Annotated in this window: 20 protein-coding genes and 1 pseudogene; 17 read left to right on the top strand and 4 right to left on the bottom strand. The window is 43.2% G+C overall.

Annotated features, from left to right (window positions below; all coding sequences use genetic code 11):
- Positions 1–46 precede the first annotated feature (46 nt).
- Entirely contained in the window at positions 47–997 is a 951-nt protein-coding gene (locus tag DC345_RS00675; protein WP_053780273.1) for an ABC transporter permease, read from the top strand.
- A 16-nt stretch (positions 998–1,013) separates the two neighbouring features.
- Entirely contained in the window at positions 1,014–1,886 is an 873-nt protein-coding gene (locus DC345_RS00680) for a carbohydrate ABC transporter permease (protein ID WP_113051471.1), read from the top strand.
- A gap of 337 nt (positions 1,887–2,223) precedes the next feature.
- Here DC345_RS00680 and DC345_RS00685 read toward each other — a convergent pair whose 3' ends face one another.
- A complete protein-coding gene (locus DC345_RS00685; protein ID WP_113051472.1) occupies positions 2,224–2,829 on the bottom strand; it encodes an NAD(P)H oxidoreductase in 606 nt (201 codons plus the stop codon).
- Between the two features lie 316 nt (positions 2,830–3,145).
- Between DC345_RS00685 and DC345_RS00690 the strand changes: the two genes are divergently transcribed.
- The 7 genes and pseudogenes from DC345_RS00690 (at position 3,146) to DC345_RS00725 (ending at position 7,311) form a co-directional block, all read left to right on the top strand.
- Positions 3,146–3,463 carry a winged helix-turn-helix transcriptional regulator gene (locus DC345_RS00690; protein WP_181586440.1) on the top strand — a complete coding sequence of 106 codons (318 nt, stop codon included), beginning with the start codon at positions 3,146–3,148 and terminating at the stop codon, positions 3,461–3,463.
- 275 nt (positions 3,464–3,738) lie between these two features.
- Positions 3,739–4,128 carry a hypothetical protein gene (locus tag DC345_RS31565; RefSeq protein ID WP_113051474.1) on the top strand — a complete coding sequence of 130 codons (390 nt, stop codon included), beginning with the start codon at positions 3,739–3,741 and terminating at the stop codon, positions 4,126–4,128.
- Between the two features lie 102 nt (positions 4,129–4,230).
- The gene (locus DC345_RS00700; protein ID WP_113051475.1) at positions 4,231–4,746 is read left to right on the top strand and encodes a hypothetical protein; all 516 of its coding nucleotides are present in this window, start codon (positions 4,231–4,233) and stop codon (positions 4,744–4,746) included.
- A gap of 28 nt (positions 4,747–4,774) precedes the next feature.
- Positions 4,775–5,638 (top strand): DUF4085 family protein, encoded by an 864-nt coding sequence (locus tag DC345_RS00705; RefSeq protein WP_113051476.1) that lies wholly within the window; start codon positions 4,775–4,777, stop codon positions 5,636–5,638.
- A 36-nt stretch (positions 5,639–5,674) separates the two neighbouring features.
- Positions 5,675–6,112, top strand: coding sequence for an oxidoreductase (locus DC345_RS00710; protein ID WP_113051477.1), 438 nt, complete (start codon positions 5,675–5,677; stop codon positions 6,110–6,112).
- Positions 6,113–6,136: 24 nt separating this feature from the next.
- Positions 6,137–6,609, top strand: a pseudogene (locus tag DC345_RS00715) (NUDIX domain-containing protein).
- A 414-nt stretch (positions 6,610–7,023) separates the two neighbouring features.
- The gene (locus tag DC345_RS00725) at positions 7,024–7,311 is read left to right on the top strand and encodes an SHOCT domain-containing protein (RefSeq protein WP_113051479.1); all 288 of its coding nucleotides are present in this window, start codon (positions 7,024–7,026) and stop codon (positions 7,309–7,311) included.
- Between the two features lie 108 nt (positions 7,312–7,419).
- On the opposite strand, the gene DC345_RS00730 is transcribed toward DC345_RS00725, so the two are convergent.
- Complete coding sequence (locus DC345_RS00730; RefSeq protein ID WP_113051480.1) at positions 7,420–7,851, bottom strand: hypothetical protein; 432 nt, start codon at positions 7,849–7,851, stop codon at positions 7,420–7,422.
- A 143-nt stretch (positions 7,852–7,994) separates the two neighbouring features.
- Between DC345_RS00730 and DC345_RS00735 the strand changes: the two genes are divergently transcribed.
- Entirely contained in the window at positions 7,995–8,207 is a 213-nt protein-coding gene (locus DC345_RS00735; protein ID WP_090894809.1) for a hypothetical protein, read from the top strand.
- A gap of 62 nt (positions 8,208–8,269) precedes the next feature.
- On the top strand, positions 8,270–8,686 hold the full coding sequence (locus DC345_RS00740) for a hypothetical protein (protein ID WP_113051481.1): 417 nt from the start codon (positions 8,270–8,272) through the stop codon (positions 8,684–8,686).
- Between the two features lie 303 nt (positions 8,687–8,989).
- Here the strand turns inward: DC345_RS00740 and DC345_RS00745 are convergent, their stop codons facing one another.
- Positions 8,990–9,958 carry a cation diffusion facilitator family transporter gene (locus DC345_RS00745; protein WP_113051482.1) on the bottom strand — a complete coding sequence of 323 codons (969 nt, stop codon included), beginning with the start codon at positions 9,956–9,958 and terminating at the stop codon, positions 8,990–8,992.
- 303 nt (positions 9,959–10,261) lie between these two features.
- Between DC345_RS00745 and DC345_RS00750 the strand changes: the two genes are divergently transcribed.
- The 6 genes from DC345_RS00750 (at position 10,262) to DC345_RS00775 (ending at position 15,466) form a co-directional block, all read left to right on the top strand.
- Complete coding sequence (locus tag DC345_RS00750) at positions 10,262–10,939, top strand: response regulator transcription factor (RefSeq protein ID WP_113051483.1); 678 nt, start codon at positions 10,262–10,264, stop codon at positions 10,937–10,939.
- Positions 10,936–12,312, top strand: a complete 1,377-nt coding sequence (locus DC345_RS00755) for a sensor histidine kinase (protein ID WP_113051484.1) — start codon at positions 10,936–10,938, stop codon at positions 12,310–12,312. The genes DC345_RS00750 and DC345_RS00755 overlap by 4 nt, the downstream gene beginning before the upstream one ends.
- Positions 12,313–12,378: 66 nt before the next feature.
- Positions 12,379–13,503 carry an ABC transporter permease gene (locus DC345_RS00760; RefSeq protein ID WP_113051485.1) on the top strand — a complete coding sequence of 375 codons (1,125 nt, stop codon included), beginning with the start codon at positions 12,379–12,381 and terminating at the stop codon, positions 13,501–13,503.
- The gene (locus tag DC345_RS00765) at positions 13,500–14,177 is read left to right on the top strand and encodes an ABC transporter ATP-binding protein (RefSeq protein WP_113051486.1); all 678 of its coding nucleotides are present in this window, start codon (positions 13,500–13,502) and stop codon (positions 14,175–14,177) included. The genes DC345_RS00760 and DC345_RS00765 overlap by 4 nt, the downstream gene beginning before the upstream one ends.
- Before the next feature lie 168 nt (positions 14,178–14,345).
- Complete coding sequence (locus DC345_RS00770) at positions 14,346–14,888, top strand: NUDIX hydrolase (RefSeq protein ID WP_113051487.1); 543 nt, start codon at positions 14,346–14,348, stop codon at positions 14,886–14,888.
- A gap of 74 nt (positions 14,889–14,962) precedes the next feature.
- Complete coding sequence (locus DC345_RS00775) at positions 14,963–15,466, top strand: DUF4275 family protein (RefSeq protein WP_113051488.1); 504 nt, start codon at positions 14,963–14,965, stop codon at positions 15,464–15,466.
- Positions 15,467–15,805: 339 nt separating this feature from the next.
- Here DC345_RS00775 and DC345_RS00780 read toward each other — a convergent pair whose 3' ends face one another.
- Positions 15,806–16,300, bottom strand: coding sequence for a PLAT/LH2 domain-containing protein (locus DC345_RS00780; protein WP_113051489.1), 495 nt, complete (start codon positions 16,298–16,300; stop codon positions 15,806–15,808).
- Between the last annotated feature and the right edge of the window lie 56 nt (positions 16,301–16,356).

Below are 16,356 nucleotides of genomic sequence, written 5' to 3' on the forward strand. Positions count from 1 at the left end.
CACAAAAACTTTTTTTTGGGAACAGGAGCGCGCTATGGAGGCTAATATGGAAGCTAACCGAGTACCTCAGGCGGACATTGGGAGCAAGCCGAACAGAAAAACAAAAAAACGCTACAAACAACCATGGATTCTGCACTTGATGGTGTTGCCGGCGGCCATTATGGTCTTTATTTTTTCATACATTCCGATGTCCGGGATTTTGATGGCATTTCAAGACTATAAACCTGCACTGGGTTTTTTCGATTCCGAATGGGTCGGACTGAAGCATTTCAGATACATGTGGGAAAATGATTATTTCCTGCAAATTACGTGGAATACGCTGTTTTTTGCCTGTTCCAAGATCATTATGAACCTAATTATTCCGTTTGTCTTCGCCTTATTACTTAATGAGGTACGGAAGATGGCGCTGAAAAGAACCATTCAAACGCTCGTATATCTTCCGCACTTTTTGTCTTGGGTTACGCTGTCAGGCATTCTGATCGATATTCTGGCGCAGACGGGTATTGTCAATCAGTTCCTGGTCTCCGTATTCGGCATTAAGCCAATCTTCTTCCTGGGGGATGGCAGCTGGTTCCGATTCACGATTATTGCGAGTGATGTCTGGAAAGAGTTTGGATTCAACACGATCATCTTCCTCGCGGCACTGTCTGGCATTAACCCGGCACTCTATGAAGCGGCTGAAGTGGATGGGGCAGGACGCTGGAAGCAAACGATGTATATTACCATCCCGGCACTTATTCCGATTGGGATCGTAATCGCAACCCTGGCACTGGGTAATGTGCTTAACGCCAACTTTGACCAGATCTTTAACTTATATAGTCCATTGATTTACCAGCAAGGAGATATTATCGATACGTTTGTGTATAGAGAAGGTCTGCTAAGTGGGCAGTTCAGTTTCGCTACCGCCGTGAATCTATTCAAATCGGTCATTAGTTTGATCCTGATTGTGATCTCCTACCGACTGGCTTACCGATTCGCCGGATACCGAATTTTCTAGAAAGGATGACGAACTCATGTATCATAAAACGATGCCTTACCGCATATTCAGCATAATCAACAATGTGTTACTGACCATCCTTTCGCTGCTCTGCTTGCTGCCTTTGTATCACTTACTCATGGTATCACTGAGCGCATCTGCTCCTGCCAATGCTGGACTGGTGACGTTCTGGCCGATTGGTTTTACACTGGAGGCGTATGCCAAAACGTTTGCTAACAGCAATTTCCTTTCCTCCCTGTGGGTGTCCGTAGAGCGGACGTTGCTGGGAACAGGGCTCGCGTTAATCGTCAATACGATTGCAGCCTACGCGCTCTCCAAAGAGACGCGGGTGTTCCGTGCACGCAACATCTATCTGTGGTATTTTGTCATCACGATGCTGTTCAGCGGTGGTCTCATTCCGGGGTACATCCTGATTCTGAAGCTGGGACTAATGAATACATTGCTGGCCTTGATCCTGCCGGGATTGGTTGCGGTGTTCAACATTATTCTGCTGCTGAATTTCTTCCGTACCGTTCCCAAAGATCTGGAGGAAGCTGCATTTATCGATGGGGCAGGGCACTTGCAGACATTTATCAAAATCTATCTGCCTGTCTCCGTACCCGTTATTGCAACGGTTTCACTCTTCATGATGGTCGGACATTGGAACTCGTACTTTGACGGGATCATCTACATCCGTGATGCAGAAAAGCTGCCACTGGCGACATTCATGCAGACGATCATCGTGCAGGCCGACATGTCGAAACTTGATCCGGAAGCGGTAGCGAACCTGTCCCAGCGGACCATTCGGGCTTCACAGATCTTTATCAGTGCGCTGCCGATCCTGCTCGTGTACCCGTTCCTGCAACGTTATTTCGTGACTGGGATTGTGGTTGGGGCGGTGAAGGAGTAGTTAAATGTAGGGGTTAGAATAGGGGTTGAAAAAGGAGTCACTGAACTGGGGAAGGCCAGGGAGGCGGCTTCTTTTTTTGTGGAAATTAACTAAAGAATACAATGGATGCAGATGTTAAAAGAATGGAGAGAAGAGATTATCTCTTTTTCTCTTTCCTGCAATGATAGGATTCCCGATGTCACCATGCTGGAAAAGCATCTTCTCTCGCGGCAAAATAATGCATTAAGCAAGGTCGCTCTTAGGAGCGACCTTTTTGTTGTGATCATCTTACTAATGATAACGTGTTAGTAGGGTTGATTCATTTTCGCAAAAAAAGTGCCCATCAATAGAACTTAAATCATATCGTTCTTACTTCATGTTGAGTTGTGCTGTCCTTGCCGTAATTTAGTCCCAACTGATACGCCTGTTTCAGAAGTGCGTCATAATGCTCAGGCTTCGCATCCAGCGTTTCATATAAAAATTCAACGCTCGACCGGGGCACCCCGCAGTAATTGGCGATACCCACATTGAGCAGATTCTTGATCGATTCATCATAGTTTCGCTTTTGCATTTGTTCTTCCGTCACGCCCGCAAGAGTAATCCATAACATCTGCTGATGATGAAGCTTGTTCGAGCCGTAGGCAAACCCGTTGTTCATGACACGATCCACATACCCTTTCAGCATGGCTGGCAGATGCCACCACCAGAGGGGAAACACAAAAGCGACAGCATCGTGCTTCTTCAATCGCTCTATCTCCGCTTCTATCTCAGGGGAGAATACCTGATGTTCCTTGGTAAAGTCAGGTTCATCTATGCCTTGGAGGACAGGGTCGAAGCCACTGCCATGCAAATCCAATATCTCAAAATCGTGACCAGCCTCGGCAAGGCCCTGCACGAAATGATCGGTAACCTGGAAGGTCAGGGAATCTTTTCTCGAATGGGACACAACGACTAATACATTCATCTTATCTTTCACTACCTTTCTGCATTGCTGTCTTGTAGCCATGAATCGCTGGCTGATGCTATTATAAACAGGTATGAAAACATCTGGAAGTACGCACTTTGATGTTCTATAGGAAGAATGAAGTGCCATAGGAACATCAAAGTACCCTGAATCACTACCTCGAAATGGAGTTCAAATAACGAAACGAAGAGAAATAAGAGGGTTATGATTATACCTCGGTAACAGCTTGATGAAGGAGGGATAAAAGTTGACGGAACATGGAAAAACGAGCACTCCAAAGAAATATAAAGTCGGCGTGGAGGCGGCCTTGGAAGTAATGGGCGGGAAGTGGAAGCCTTTGATTATTTATCATTTGATGACAGGACGGAAACGTACATCGGAGCTGCGTCGGTTGATACCGGACATCACGCAGAAAGTACTGACAACGCAGCTCAGAGGTTTGGAAAAGGACGAGATTGTGCAGCGAAAGGTGTATTCGGAGGTTCCTCCAAAAGTGGAATATGAGTTAACGAGCTACGGTTGGGGACTCAAACCCGCTTTGGACCATTTGTGTTACTGGGGAGAGGAGCACCTCGAAAAGGTTCACGGGGATAAGTTTAAGGTGTTGGAGGAGTTAGACTCTCCAGAGTGTTGAAGAGGCGAACCTGGTCCAGTTCGGTGATGGATGATAACGCTAATCCATATGTTGGTGATCTGTCAACCAAATTAGTCGAATAGAGAGGGACCAGTAGGTAAACTAAACGTAGACGACTTTAATCAGGGATTTCCCATAGATATGTAAATGAGATCCAGTCTTTCCGATTAAATCTTGAACATAATATAGCAAGTACCAATGGAGAGAAAGAATAGGAGGAATATCTTATCACATATTCGACGACTTACCCCAGAGCTGTTCTGAATTTAATATGCATGCTGGCCATTGAAGTTATTATTCTCAGTAATGTTATATTCGACGAAAATGGCATTCTGAAGTATTTCGGTATCGTTATATTGACTTTTATTCTGGGTTATATCATTTTTTTGATCCGGCGTTTGTTATTTACCAAACCGAGCATTACGCTGGAAAGCGATCATGTGATCTCTACAAAACATCGGAAATACGATGCATCCCAGATTGAGTGTATTTATGTGAATTACAGACGGATTGGTATTAAACTCTATGGAAAACGGTTAGTTCCGATGGATTTATGCTTTTATTTCCAAAGAAATCAGGAGTCCGAAGGATTAGAGGAGTTACATGCATGGGCGGCACGGAATCATAAAGATATGAAACACAAGTTCTTTCAAACCTTGGCGTAGAATCGTAGTTTATTGTATTGAGACCGTATGTCATGAGGATGATGAGAGCGTAATATTGTTCCTTTTGCCGAATAAAATTTGAAAGTTCTGGAGGTGTACACGTTGAAAACAATAGAACAATTACTAACAAGTGATTGGTATAAAAACGTCATTGCCGAGCTCGTTCAGCTAAAACCCCACGTCAAGTTTGTCGAGCATGCCAACTATGAAGCAGAGCTATTAATGGATTCTTTTAGAGAGCGGAAATATGTTCTGGAGGGCTTTGGGGTCTCGTCTCCAATAGAGGAAGAATGTGTTCAGTGGATCATGGAGCAGATCGCCGAAGACAAGGACAAGATTATGTCTTATGTGGCGGCTCGATTAACGTTCAGTGAGCAATTAGACGATGATCCGGACGGAGAATTCCCAGAAGGCGAAGAGCCTGATTCAGGAGATAGATCTGAAGTGGTCGAGGTGTTAGGATTTACGAGATCAGTTATCGCTAACACGATCATTGAATATGATATGGTCAAAAATCATCCAAAACAGTTAACTGCATATTACAAACGTACACGTATTCCAGGTGCAGCTAAATTCTCAACACAAATTAAAAAGCTCTACGCCTCAATAGCAAAGTAGATTCTAAAGATCAACAGGAGAGATGCCCATGAAATATCTAACGAAAGAATGGTATGAGATGTGTCAGCGTACTGGACTTCATTTTGGGATGAGGGTACATAGGGGAACTAACGAATTGGACGAAGCTCTTTTTCTGAGGCTGTACAAAAGAAAAGAAAAAGCGCATGTAAATGTGGAACGTGAGATATATAACATCGATCCTCGTTCTATGCTGAAGCATGATGGTACGGTTCTTGTACATGCTGATCAGTTTTTTAGTGAGGAAGCGGTGGCTGAAGAGGATCAGATGATTTATCATATGCCACCAGAACAAAGAGCACATATCGAGAAACTCATTGCAGAACATGATGTCCGCCCACCTTTTGACGAGAAAAAATGCAAAGAAGAGTATAAAGAAACGATGGAATGGATTGTCCAAAGCCAGAAAGAGCGTTTACCCCAAAACATCGTTGAGCAAATTGCAGATATCCGTGTGTTTACGCTCGGTTATTGCACAAGAGAAATATTGCTTCAGTTAAAGAAACAGAGTGCGGAAAATACGAGAGAGATGGACCGCGTATCGAAAGAATACAGGGAGGCCATTTTAGCGCAGGATATTTCGGATGAAATTCGTAGCCGGGTTCAGTTTCATGATTGTACAGTGACGGAACTACTGACGGGAGAGGAAGCTGTCATTCGTTTTGATACCAGTGGAGGCTTCACTAATATGAATAAACTTACGCTGATTGCACCCGAAATCATCAGGCAAGAGGGAGAGATTGTAGGCAGTTACTGGCTGTATCAAGAGCTGTACCAGATTGATAACGGATATGAGCTTCATGTTCTATTTTATGGAGAAGATATGCCTGAACTTATTGTTCGCTGTGAAGATATTCTCGCAGAAGAAGAGTGAGGCAGAGCCCAAGAGGCTGAGTATGGAGGGAATGTAGTGAACATCAATACAATAGAAACCAAATGTTCTTCAAGATACGATGAGTTCGATCCCGAACAAGACGGAAATAAAAACACGAAATTTGCAGACATCATTATTGATGGTAGATCGCTCTATCAGATACTGAAAAAACATGATTTGGTACCTTGTCTAGGATGGGGAAGCGACGAGTATCAACGACTTCTTATTGACTATTTTCTACTTAATAAGCCACATGAATCCATGTATTATAGATATCCGATTTTAGTTTGCCCTTGGTGTGGAGATGAAGAATGTGGATTTATCTCAGTAAAGATTGATAGAGAAGATGATGTTGTGATCTGGAGTGATTTCTTATTGAACGACAATAAAATAGATGTGGGCCCATTTTATTTTCATTGGGAAAATTATAAACAAGCCATTGAAGCTACCTACGGAACAGCGGGAATTCAGTAGCTGAAAGAAGGAGGTATACTCTACATGGGCATGTCTGATTATTATAAGAACCTTAGGGGAAAGATCGGAAACGAGCTGATTTTTATGCCGGGTGTGGCTGGGGTTATCCGAAATGACCATGGAGAGATATTGTTCGGTCGTAGACATAATGAAACCAACTGGGCTTAATTGCTGGGGCAATCGAGCTCGGTGAGACACCTGCTCAAGCGATGATAAGAGAAGCATGGGAAGAGACAGGACTTATCATAGAACCGGAGAAAGTGATAGGGATCTATGGTGGTGAAGAGCAGCGGTTTACATACAGTAATGGTCACCAGGTTGAATATTTAACAATCGTATTTGAATGCAGTATCAAGTCTGGACAACTGGCATCCGATAATGAAGAGATGAAAGATCTGCAATTTTTCCCCGAGCATGAGCTTCCACCTATTGCAAATAAGTATCCGGACTATATTTTTAGTTCTAATCAAGAGGAACGAGCGCATTTTATTATATAGTCTCAATCATTAAAAGGAGGAGGGCTCATGAGAAGCTCCAGGTTTACACCATATTTAAGTTTTATTGGTTTTGGGTTAATTATCAGGACTGGTCATAAATCTTATTTTTAAATATGGAAGGAGATTGGATGAAGGTTCCCTTATGCTATTATCGGTTGCCAATGCCGTCTCATTAGTTTTCACTTTAGTATGGGGATTATTTGGGACTATTGAGTTGTATTTAATATTGAATTCGAATAAGAAACTTAAATCCGGATTGGACACTGGGGGGATAGGTAAAGAAGAGTATATGAAATTAGCCAAAAATCATAAATTCAGTTTCGTTGTAAATATAAGTTATCTAGTTATGCTTTTATTTCAACTTGCATATGTCATTATGAATGGGACGAGGTTGATGTTTAGGAGGAATTATAATTGAAAGCATTGTCGATCATTGGTATTGTGTTATTTACACTAACGTTTTTTATGATATTCGGATTAGGGCCAGAAGATCCTGATGGCGCAGCAATTTTTGGACTTTTCAGTATGCTGTACGCCATACCTTTTTCAATTGTAGTTTTGGTTAGAGCTAATAAATTAAGAAAGCCACGTGCAAATGTTCACGAACAGCTTCTGCAATTAGGTGAGTTGAGAGAAAAAAATATCATTACTGAGTTTGAGTTTGAACAGAAGAAAGAGAAGCTGTTCTCTAAAATCAAGTAGTTCAGAGACAACTACATACCATAATGGAGGCCCGCCTAAGATAATAGTTATCCGGGTGGGTCTTATTATTAATAAATATCTTCGTTAATTAAATGATCTAAATCGACCTTACTCGTTCGTAATATTTAACGTTTCATCGGTAATGGTCTTACCATCACTCCCCAATGCCTGAACAATCACATGGTGATGCACAGACTTACCCGCAATATCCCACGTTATCTTCCAGCCATCGTCCTCGTTAGTATCATACCCAATAAGTTCTCGTTCTCCCCAAGTCTCAGTTCCTGTTGGAACGGCCCAGAACAGAAGTGTTTCCGCGTTGGTCGCCTCAACTGTGACATTTAACTCTGTGCTATCTGTAGGAACTATAATCCAACCTTCTTTTTTGGGAAAGTTAGTCTTAACATTCGTAATTATGGGGAGAGCTTCATTTCTTAGCATAACTTCAGTGTCATGATTTTCAGCAGGAACTTCTGAGGCACAGGCTGTGAGAAGAAGGAAGAGGAGCAGAAGCAACGGTAAATATGCTCTATTTGTCATGATTATTACCTCTTTCTATATATCGGTATTCACTAATCCTCCAGCGTAATTCCGTCGCACTTGGTTTGACAATACGTTATATGCATGTAAACATAACAGTTAATCAATTACAGTTTAATATAAGTAAGGAGTTGTAAATCAGGATGGAATTCTTTGGAGCTCTTATAGCTTTGATCCTATGTTTTATTGTGTTTCTTATCGTTGCTGCAGTTATACGTTATGCGATAGATTCATCAAAAACATCGAAAAGACTTGAGGATCTAATAAAAGAAGTACACTATTTGAGAACTGAAATTAAAAAACAAAATAACAATAAACAAGGCGATAATAAATATATTATTGACGAGAAAGTATAGGATGCTTACTCAAGAAGCCATACCTTGCATCATGCAATTCGTTTTATGGAAGGAGGGTTAAGATGCAAAGTGATTTCATTGAGCTCTCGGAAGAAAGTGATGAGAGGTACAAATGTTATGTATTGAAAAATACAGTGCAAATATTTAAGCAATCCATTAAGGATGAGGATTTAAATGATGTCCGCATCTTTATATCGACGACTATTCAGTTAGATGCAATTGCTGATGTAATAGATTCATATTTGCATTGGTTTACGGAGTGTGAGGCCGTATTTCGAAATTATTATGAGAGTGAACTTTGTGAACAAGTACATAAGGATTGGTTTAATGAAATTGAAGTTTATCAAGTAGATATCACATTTAATAGCAAAGAGGACTACGGAGGAACGATTGCCTGTGGAGACAATGTATTACAAGGTCACATTATGATTATTGATTTTGATCGAGAACATATCCAGGCTATCCACTTAAATGGATAAGCTAATTATATATACCATTGATGATGATATTTTGTAGTCTGTTGTTTTCTCTTAGCTCCAGGTAGTTAAGAAATAGAAGAAGTGTTATCAGTACAAGGATCACTGACATGAACTTTTGGAAGTTTCCCATGGTAGATTTAACCTCCTCGTTATATTAAATAAATCATAGTGTACAACAAATTAATTTGATAATGCCATCTTGTATTACATAACACCCGAAAGGAATTAAAGTTACGTGCAAATGAAAAACAGGACTATTCCTCTAACGGGAATAAGTCCTGTTTCCATTAACAACTATTAATCTCAATGATGATGATGCGCATGAGCATCCGGTGCGTCGCCTTTGACGGTACATAATACCGAGGTGTCGTGAAGATGCTTCTCAGACTCGACCTGCAAGGTCACATGCTTGATTTCTTTATGCTCCAACAGATGCTCAATCTTCTGAACAAGCACTTCTGATGCGTATACATCCATCGTTCCGTCTACCACAATATGAGCGGTCAATGCATTCAGGTTGCTGGTGATGGACCAGACATGTACGTCGTGTACGCCTTTGACACCATCTACTTTCTGAATGGTTTGAACAAGGTCATTCACATCGACATTCGCTGGTGTACCCTCCATCAAGATATGCAAGGATGATTTGGTGACGAAGAATCCGCTGCGCAGGACCAGTACAGCAACTATGACACTTGCGAGTGGATCGGCCCAGCCCCATCCGAAGAACATCATGAGCAGAGCGGCAGCAATGGCGCCAACGGATCCCAGCATATCACTGATGACATGGAGATAAGCCCCGCGCATATTCAGATTTTTCTCCGTATCACTACCGCGCATCATGATCCATGCCACCAGGATATTAATGAGCAAGCCGATGATACTGATGATCAACATACCGACTGTTGCGACTTCTGGTGGGTTGATGAAGCGACCAATCGCTTCGTAGAAGATGTAAAGAGAGATGGCGATTAAGGTGACCCCATTTAACGTGGCTGCCAAAATCTCAAAGCGTCTGTACCCGTACGTTTTGCCTGTATTCACCGCTTTTTCGCCAAAGGTGAACGCCAGCAAGGCAATCCCCAAAGCTATGGAATCAGACAACATATGACCTGCATCGGAGATGAGGGCCAAGCTGTTCGTCATGAATCCGCCAACGGCTTCAACAATCATATAAACGGTAATAATAATGAAGGAAAATAACAGTACTTTCTTGTTATTGGTACTACCATGATTGTGTCCATGGTCGTGGTTGTGATGATGTCCGGACATATGAGATCCTCTCCTTTGGAGCCGTGCTCCGGTATGTAATTGATTTCTTTTGTGACTACAAGTGATCTTCGAAAATGATAAAGTGCTAATACATGAATATATGAGCGGTTATTCATATGTTATGGTTTTATTATAGGTGCGCCTAATAATAGTGTCAACCAGATTGGAGAAAATATAAACATGGACGCGGGACCTCATTGCATGTACGCTGGCGATTTACGGTGCTTTTGTGCTAACATCTGTGCAGGATCAATATCGCGGAGCTATATTATTTCAGCTTACAGAAAAGGGGCGGACAACGATATGAAGAATCTGCTTCTGGCGGACGACGATGCCAATATTAGAGCACTCCTCCGGCATGTCATGACCAAGGAAGGGTATCGGGTGCATGAAGCACAGGATGGAGTGGAAGCGGTCAAGGTTATGCAAGCAACGCCGATCGATCTGGCGATTCTGGATGTGATGATGCCAGGTATGGACGGACTGGAGTTATGTGATTTCATTCGGCAACAGTACGACATTCCAATCATGCTGCTGACAGCACGGGATCAGCTATCCGACAAGAGGGATGGGTACTTGAGAGGTACAGATGAATATGTGACGAAGCCATTTGAACCCGAGGAACTGGTCTACCGGGTTAAGGCGTTATTTCGCCGTTACCATCGTACGTCCAGTGATATCATTCGCATGAATCGCATCGTGATTGACCGGAACAATGTCGAGGTCTCCGATGGGCAATCGATTCTCTTTTTACCAATGAAGGAGTTCGAGCTACTCTCTCAACTTGCTCAGTTTCCGGGGCGCTTATTCTCGCGTGATGAACTGATTCGGTTAGTCTGGGGAGCGGACTATGAAGGAGATGATCGCACCGTGGATGTACATATTAAGCGGCTGCGTGATCGTTTTGCCGATTATGCGGATGACTTTGTCATTCAGACGGTACGGGGGATTGGTTATAAGATTGAGGTGAAAGCGCATTGAGATCACTGTACTTTCGGGTGTTCATGATTACGATCGCGGTGATTCTGGTCAGCGCCATGCTGGGTTTTCTTTTATCCAATATTTATTATCATGCGAAGCTGAAGTCTTTCAATGACGAGAAGTTGGTGGGCATCGCGACGCAAATGAAGCAGTTTGTGGAACAGGAGCCCGCGACGGTAGAGCATTACCTGAACAATGCCGCAGCGCTCGGTTACGAAATTTATGTGACGGATGGAAAAGGGAATGACCAATTCTATGGCCGTGAATTTCGCCAGAAGGATCTGGACAAGCAGGCTGTAGATCGGGTATTAGGTGGTGAGATATACCACGGCGTTGCCGAGTTTCCCAGCAAACCTTTCATTACCGGTTTCTTCGATAATCAATTAAGCAATACCGTTGGTGTTCATCTACAGATGGGCAATGCAAGTTATGCGTTGTTTATGCGCCCGGATGTTATTTTGCAATTCGGTGAGTTGCGTATCTTTTTTGCGTTGATTGGAGCGTTTACGGTGGGCATTAGTATTCTGCTCTTTATAATCAGTACCCGCTATCTGGTGAATCCGATTGAACGTCTGTCCGAGGCGACCAAACGCATTGCCCAAGGAAACTATAATTTGAAATTGTCCACGACTAGGCGTGATGAGATTGGACAGCTGGCCCAGCATTTCATGACCATGAGTCGTGAATTGGAGCGGGTGGATCAGGCGCGTCAACAGTTTGTATCGAACGTATCTCATGAGATTCAATCGCCGCTGACCTCGATTCAGGGTTTTGCCCAACTGGTAGCGGATCGGGATCTGCCTGAACAGGAACGGGAGCACTATGCCTCCATTATAGAGGAAGAGAGTCGCCATCTCTCGTTGCTCAGTAAACAATTACTGCTGTTGTCCTCCCTTGAGCAAGGCCATGAGGATTTGACCAAAGTGAGATTCTCTCTGCGAGATCAATTCCGCCAAGCGGTTCAGGTGCTTCAATGGCAGTTGGAAGAAAAAGAACTGTTACTAAGGATCTCGGTACCCAAATCCATCCAACTTTATGGCAATGAAGTGCTGCTCATGCAAGTCTGGATGAATCTGCTGGGGAATGCCGTGAATCATCTTCCACAGGGGAGAAGCATTGAGATTCGTGCAGAAGAGACCAATGCCCAGTGTGTAATCCATATTCGGGATACAGGAGACGGGATTGCAGCGGAGCATTTACCTTTCCTGTTTGATCGATTCTACCGGGTTGACCGTGCGAGAGAGCGCTCTTCCGGCCGAACTGGACTTGGACTTGCCATTGTGCAGAAAATTATCCGCATTCATGACGGTACGATTGAGGTCTCCAGTTCGTCAGAAGGAACGGTCTTTACCGTGACGCTTCCGCAGTTGTAATCTGTTATTCATTTGCCGTTCATTTTCGCCTCCTATACTTGGGTTATCAAGAGGAGGTCAGAGAATATGTACTTGGCTATTAGAGAGATGAGATTTGCCAAAGGGCGGTATGCATTAATTGCTACAATTATGGTGCTTGTATCATTTCTGGTTTTGTTTGTTACAGGCCTGGCACAGGGGCTTGCGTATGATAACGCGGCATCCATCAAAAATATGGCAGCAACCCATTTTGTTCTGGAGCAGGATTCGAATCATCGGTTTACCCGCTCCCAGGTGAATCAGGACGAGCTGGAGCAGACACGCTCCGTTGTGGGGCAAGAGAATGCTGAACCGCTGGGTGTAAAAATGACAACAGTCAGTTCAGCTGGCGATATAAAGAAGATTGATGTAACGCTATTCATGGTGAACCCGGAAGGTTGGCTGGCTCCAACCGTAACGGATGGCTCTCCAATCACGGATCTGAAAGACGGGCAGGTTGTAGTGGATCAAAAGCTGTCTGAATCTGGCGTGACGATTGGAACGGTTCTGGTCGATCAAGCCTCGGGAACGGAGTGGACCGTGGGTGGATTTGTGGAAAATGAGTCCTTCAGTCACTCACCAGTTGTGTTCTTGAACGAGCAGGAATGGCTCGCTATTCAGGAAGGTTCCCGTACTTCGCTAGGAAAAGCAAACTCTAATGCTCCGGTATACAATGCGATTGCCGTTAAGGATGCAGGCGAGAAGGTAGATAGCCTTAGTGCCGCTCTGCCGAATACGGAAGTAATTACGAAGTCCGATGCGGTATCGGCTATTCCTGGTTACAAGGAAGAGCAGGGTTCGCTGCTCATGATGATTGCCTTTTTATTTGTCATCTCGGCGTTTGTGCTTGCGGTATTCTTCTACGTCATCACGATTCAGAAAACGAGTCAATTTGGTATTTTGAAAGCCATTGGGACGCGAAATTCATATTTGGCGGGCAGTGTTTCGTTGCAAGTATTGCTTCTGTCCATCGGCAGTCTGGTGATCAGTGTGCTGTTGGTTCAGCTGTTTGAATCGATCTTGCCAGCTTCGATGCCGTTTCAATTAGGCTTGTCCACCCTGGCACTAACCTGCGTGTTATTCGTGGTGATGTCTATGGCAGGTTCGTTATTCTCGGTGTGGAAGGTTACCAAAATTGATGCGCTTGATGCGATTGGGAGGACAGCAGCATGAGAAACCGATTGGTATTGCAGGGAATTACACAGTCTTTTGAAGATGGCGGGGTCAAACGGACGATATTGGATAAGTTGGATCTTAAGGTGGCCGAAGGAGAACTCGTCGCGGTCATGGGACCTTCCGGCTCAGGCAAAAGTACATTTCTGTCCATCGCAGGTGCACTGCTTGAACCAACAGAGGGACAGGTTCTGCTGGATGGCGCATCGATTATGGGCAAAAACAAACAGGACATATCCGATGTGCGGCTCCAGCAGCTCGGGTTTATTTTTCAAAGTGCCAACCTCATTCCGTACCTGAAAGTGGAAGAACAGCTAATGGTGGTCGCCAAGCTTGCTGGAACGGACAAAAACAAGGCTGAGAAGCGGGTCGATGAGCTACTGGATACGGTAGGTTTATCGCATCGTCGTAAGGCATATGCCGAGAAGCTTTCCGGCGGAGAACGCCAGCGGGTTGCCATTGCCAGAGCTTTGATGAATGATCCAGCCGTCCTGCTTGCGGACGAACCGACAGCCAGTCTGGATGCGGAACGCGGACTGGATATTGTGGGCATGATTGCACGGCTCGTGAAGGAGCAGGGCAAGAGTGCGGTGATGGTTACGCATGATGAGCGGATTTTGCCGCTATGTGATCGGGTTCTCTTTTTGGAAAACGGGAAATTGGTACACCATTAGCGCTCAGAGTGGATCGTGTAAACATTCTTTAGTTCAACTGAAATAACATTAGAAGGTCCATGGATTCCCGATGGGAAAAGTGGCCTTCTTTTTTCTTTTTTGATCTATAATGAGAGATAGAACTTATAATGGAAGATTTATTTTACATAGAGAGGATCGGATAGAAAAATGAAGACTTTGGATCGGGAACAGTTCCCGGCGCTTAGCACATCGATTCATTGGGGAATTGTTAAAGCGGAGTTTAGACTGAATGCCATCGTGGATGAAACGTTGGTAAGCAATGTGAGTATCATCCCGTTTGTCGGGAAACGAGTGGTTGTTTTTCAGATCGATAACGGAAAATGGGAGCTGCCCGGAGGAACGTTGGAGGCAGGAGAGAAGTATATGGATGGATTGCAACGTGAAGTGATGGAGGAGCTCGGAGCCAAGTTGGTCACGTATCAGGTGTTTGGGCAATTTCATTGCATGTCGAGTGCGCCTAAGCCGTATAGACCACATATTCCTCATCCTCATTTTGTAAGACTTATTGGCTATGGAGAGGTTGAACTCGTTGGCCAACCGCTGAATCCGGTGGATGGGGAACAGGTAATTGCTGTAGAGGTTGTGGAGATTGGTGAAGCGATCAGGAGATTTGAAGAACAGAATAGATATGACATTGCAGAAATGTACCGATTGGCCTATTTGCTTCGAGAAGAAGCAAACGGTAAGTAGCTGGAATACTAGTTTATTCTAAATCTTAAATCTTAAATCTTAAATCTTAAATCCAATAAACTTCGGAGGTTATGATGATTAGAGATGAAATTAATGAGTTGTTGGATGCTCTACCGGAGCATGAACTGAACGTGATTTACTCGCGAATCGAGCTAGTGCACCGCAAATATATGTATAACAAAAATTTGGAGGACAAGGGGGTCCTTGTGACTGAATTGTGCGAGGAATCCGAAGAAATTATACAGAAATGGGATAACACATTTGCCAAGAGCATCAGTGAAGAGGTAAAAGAGGCTATCTATTATAGCCAGTACAAGTGGCATATGTTCAGTTATGAGAAACAGGATTGCCTAACAGACAATGCTGCACGAGATGCTTTCAATGCCGAAAATAAAAACGAATTGTATGTCATGTATCAACATACACCATTCATACAGGTATTTCAGAATGCGAATAAGGTCATCGCAGAAGATTTTGATTCGGCACAGGACATTTATATTTTTGACCAAGAATTCACGTGGACGTATGTACATACCCATGAATCCAGATGCGGACCGTATTTTTATAAATTGAAGTAACAAGGATTAGTAAGGAATAACAAGTTAGTGAGGAGTTTGGATTCAGCTTTTTTAACAAACGAATAATCTGCCAGAGGAGCCACCTGATGCGTAAGATTTTAACGAACATTTGAAGAAGTTTAAATGTTTTTTGTACAGAGCCGTGTGTAAGTTATTCTAATTTTTTTTGTAAATTACTTCCATGGCGGGGGGGAGAGTCAATGCATTTAGATAAAGAAGTGAGGTGTATGTATTTAGGTGCCATTCAGGAATAAAAAACCTAAAAAAAATCGATAACATTATTGTGAAGTAAAAGCTTATATCGAAATTTTTCGATATAAGCTTTTTACTTTAAATAAATTATTTAGGGTATAGAACCGTGCTTTCGGGACCAGTTTCTCCAAAGAAACCTGAGGGTACATTATATGCTTTACCATCAAAGGTAATTGAGCTAACTTTCCAACCCGCTTTCCATCCACTACCATCTGTTCTTAAAGCAATGGCTTTGACTTTTCCGACATCTTCGCATCTAAAGTTAAATTGATCAGTTTGACCGCGTTCGAATGGGTTAGAGCTAGTATTTGCGAGCAAAATTTCACCTGAAGTTCCATTTTCTCCAATAACCTTGATCCATATAATCGAATCTGTACCAGCATCAGCTACATCAGCAGTCACGATATCTATCCAGTGGCTAACAAATGCTGCTGCTTGTACATTACTTTGATTGTTGTCCACATTGCTAGGCAAAACATTGGTACTAGTTGTATCTACAGTATCTGCAAAAACTGAAGCAGGTAACAATAGGGATGAACCTAATAATAAAGACGAGCTGAAGATTGATAGTTTTTTTCTCATTTTGTATACTCACCATCCGATTTTGATATTTATACCAATATATAATTTAGTATAAA

It is taken from the genome of Paenibacillus taichungensis (genome assembly GCF_003287275.1).
Taxonomy (GTDB): Bacteria; Bacillota; Bacilli; order Paenibacillales; family Paenibacillaceae; genus Paenibacillus; species Paenibacillus taichungensis_A.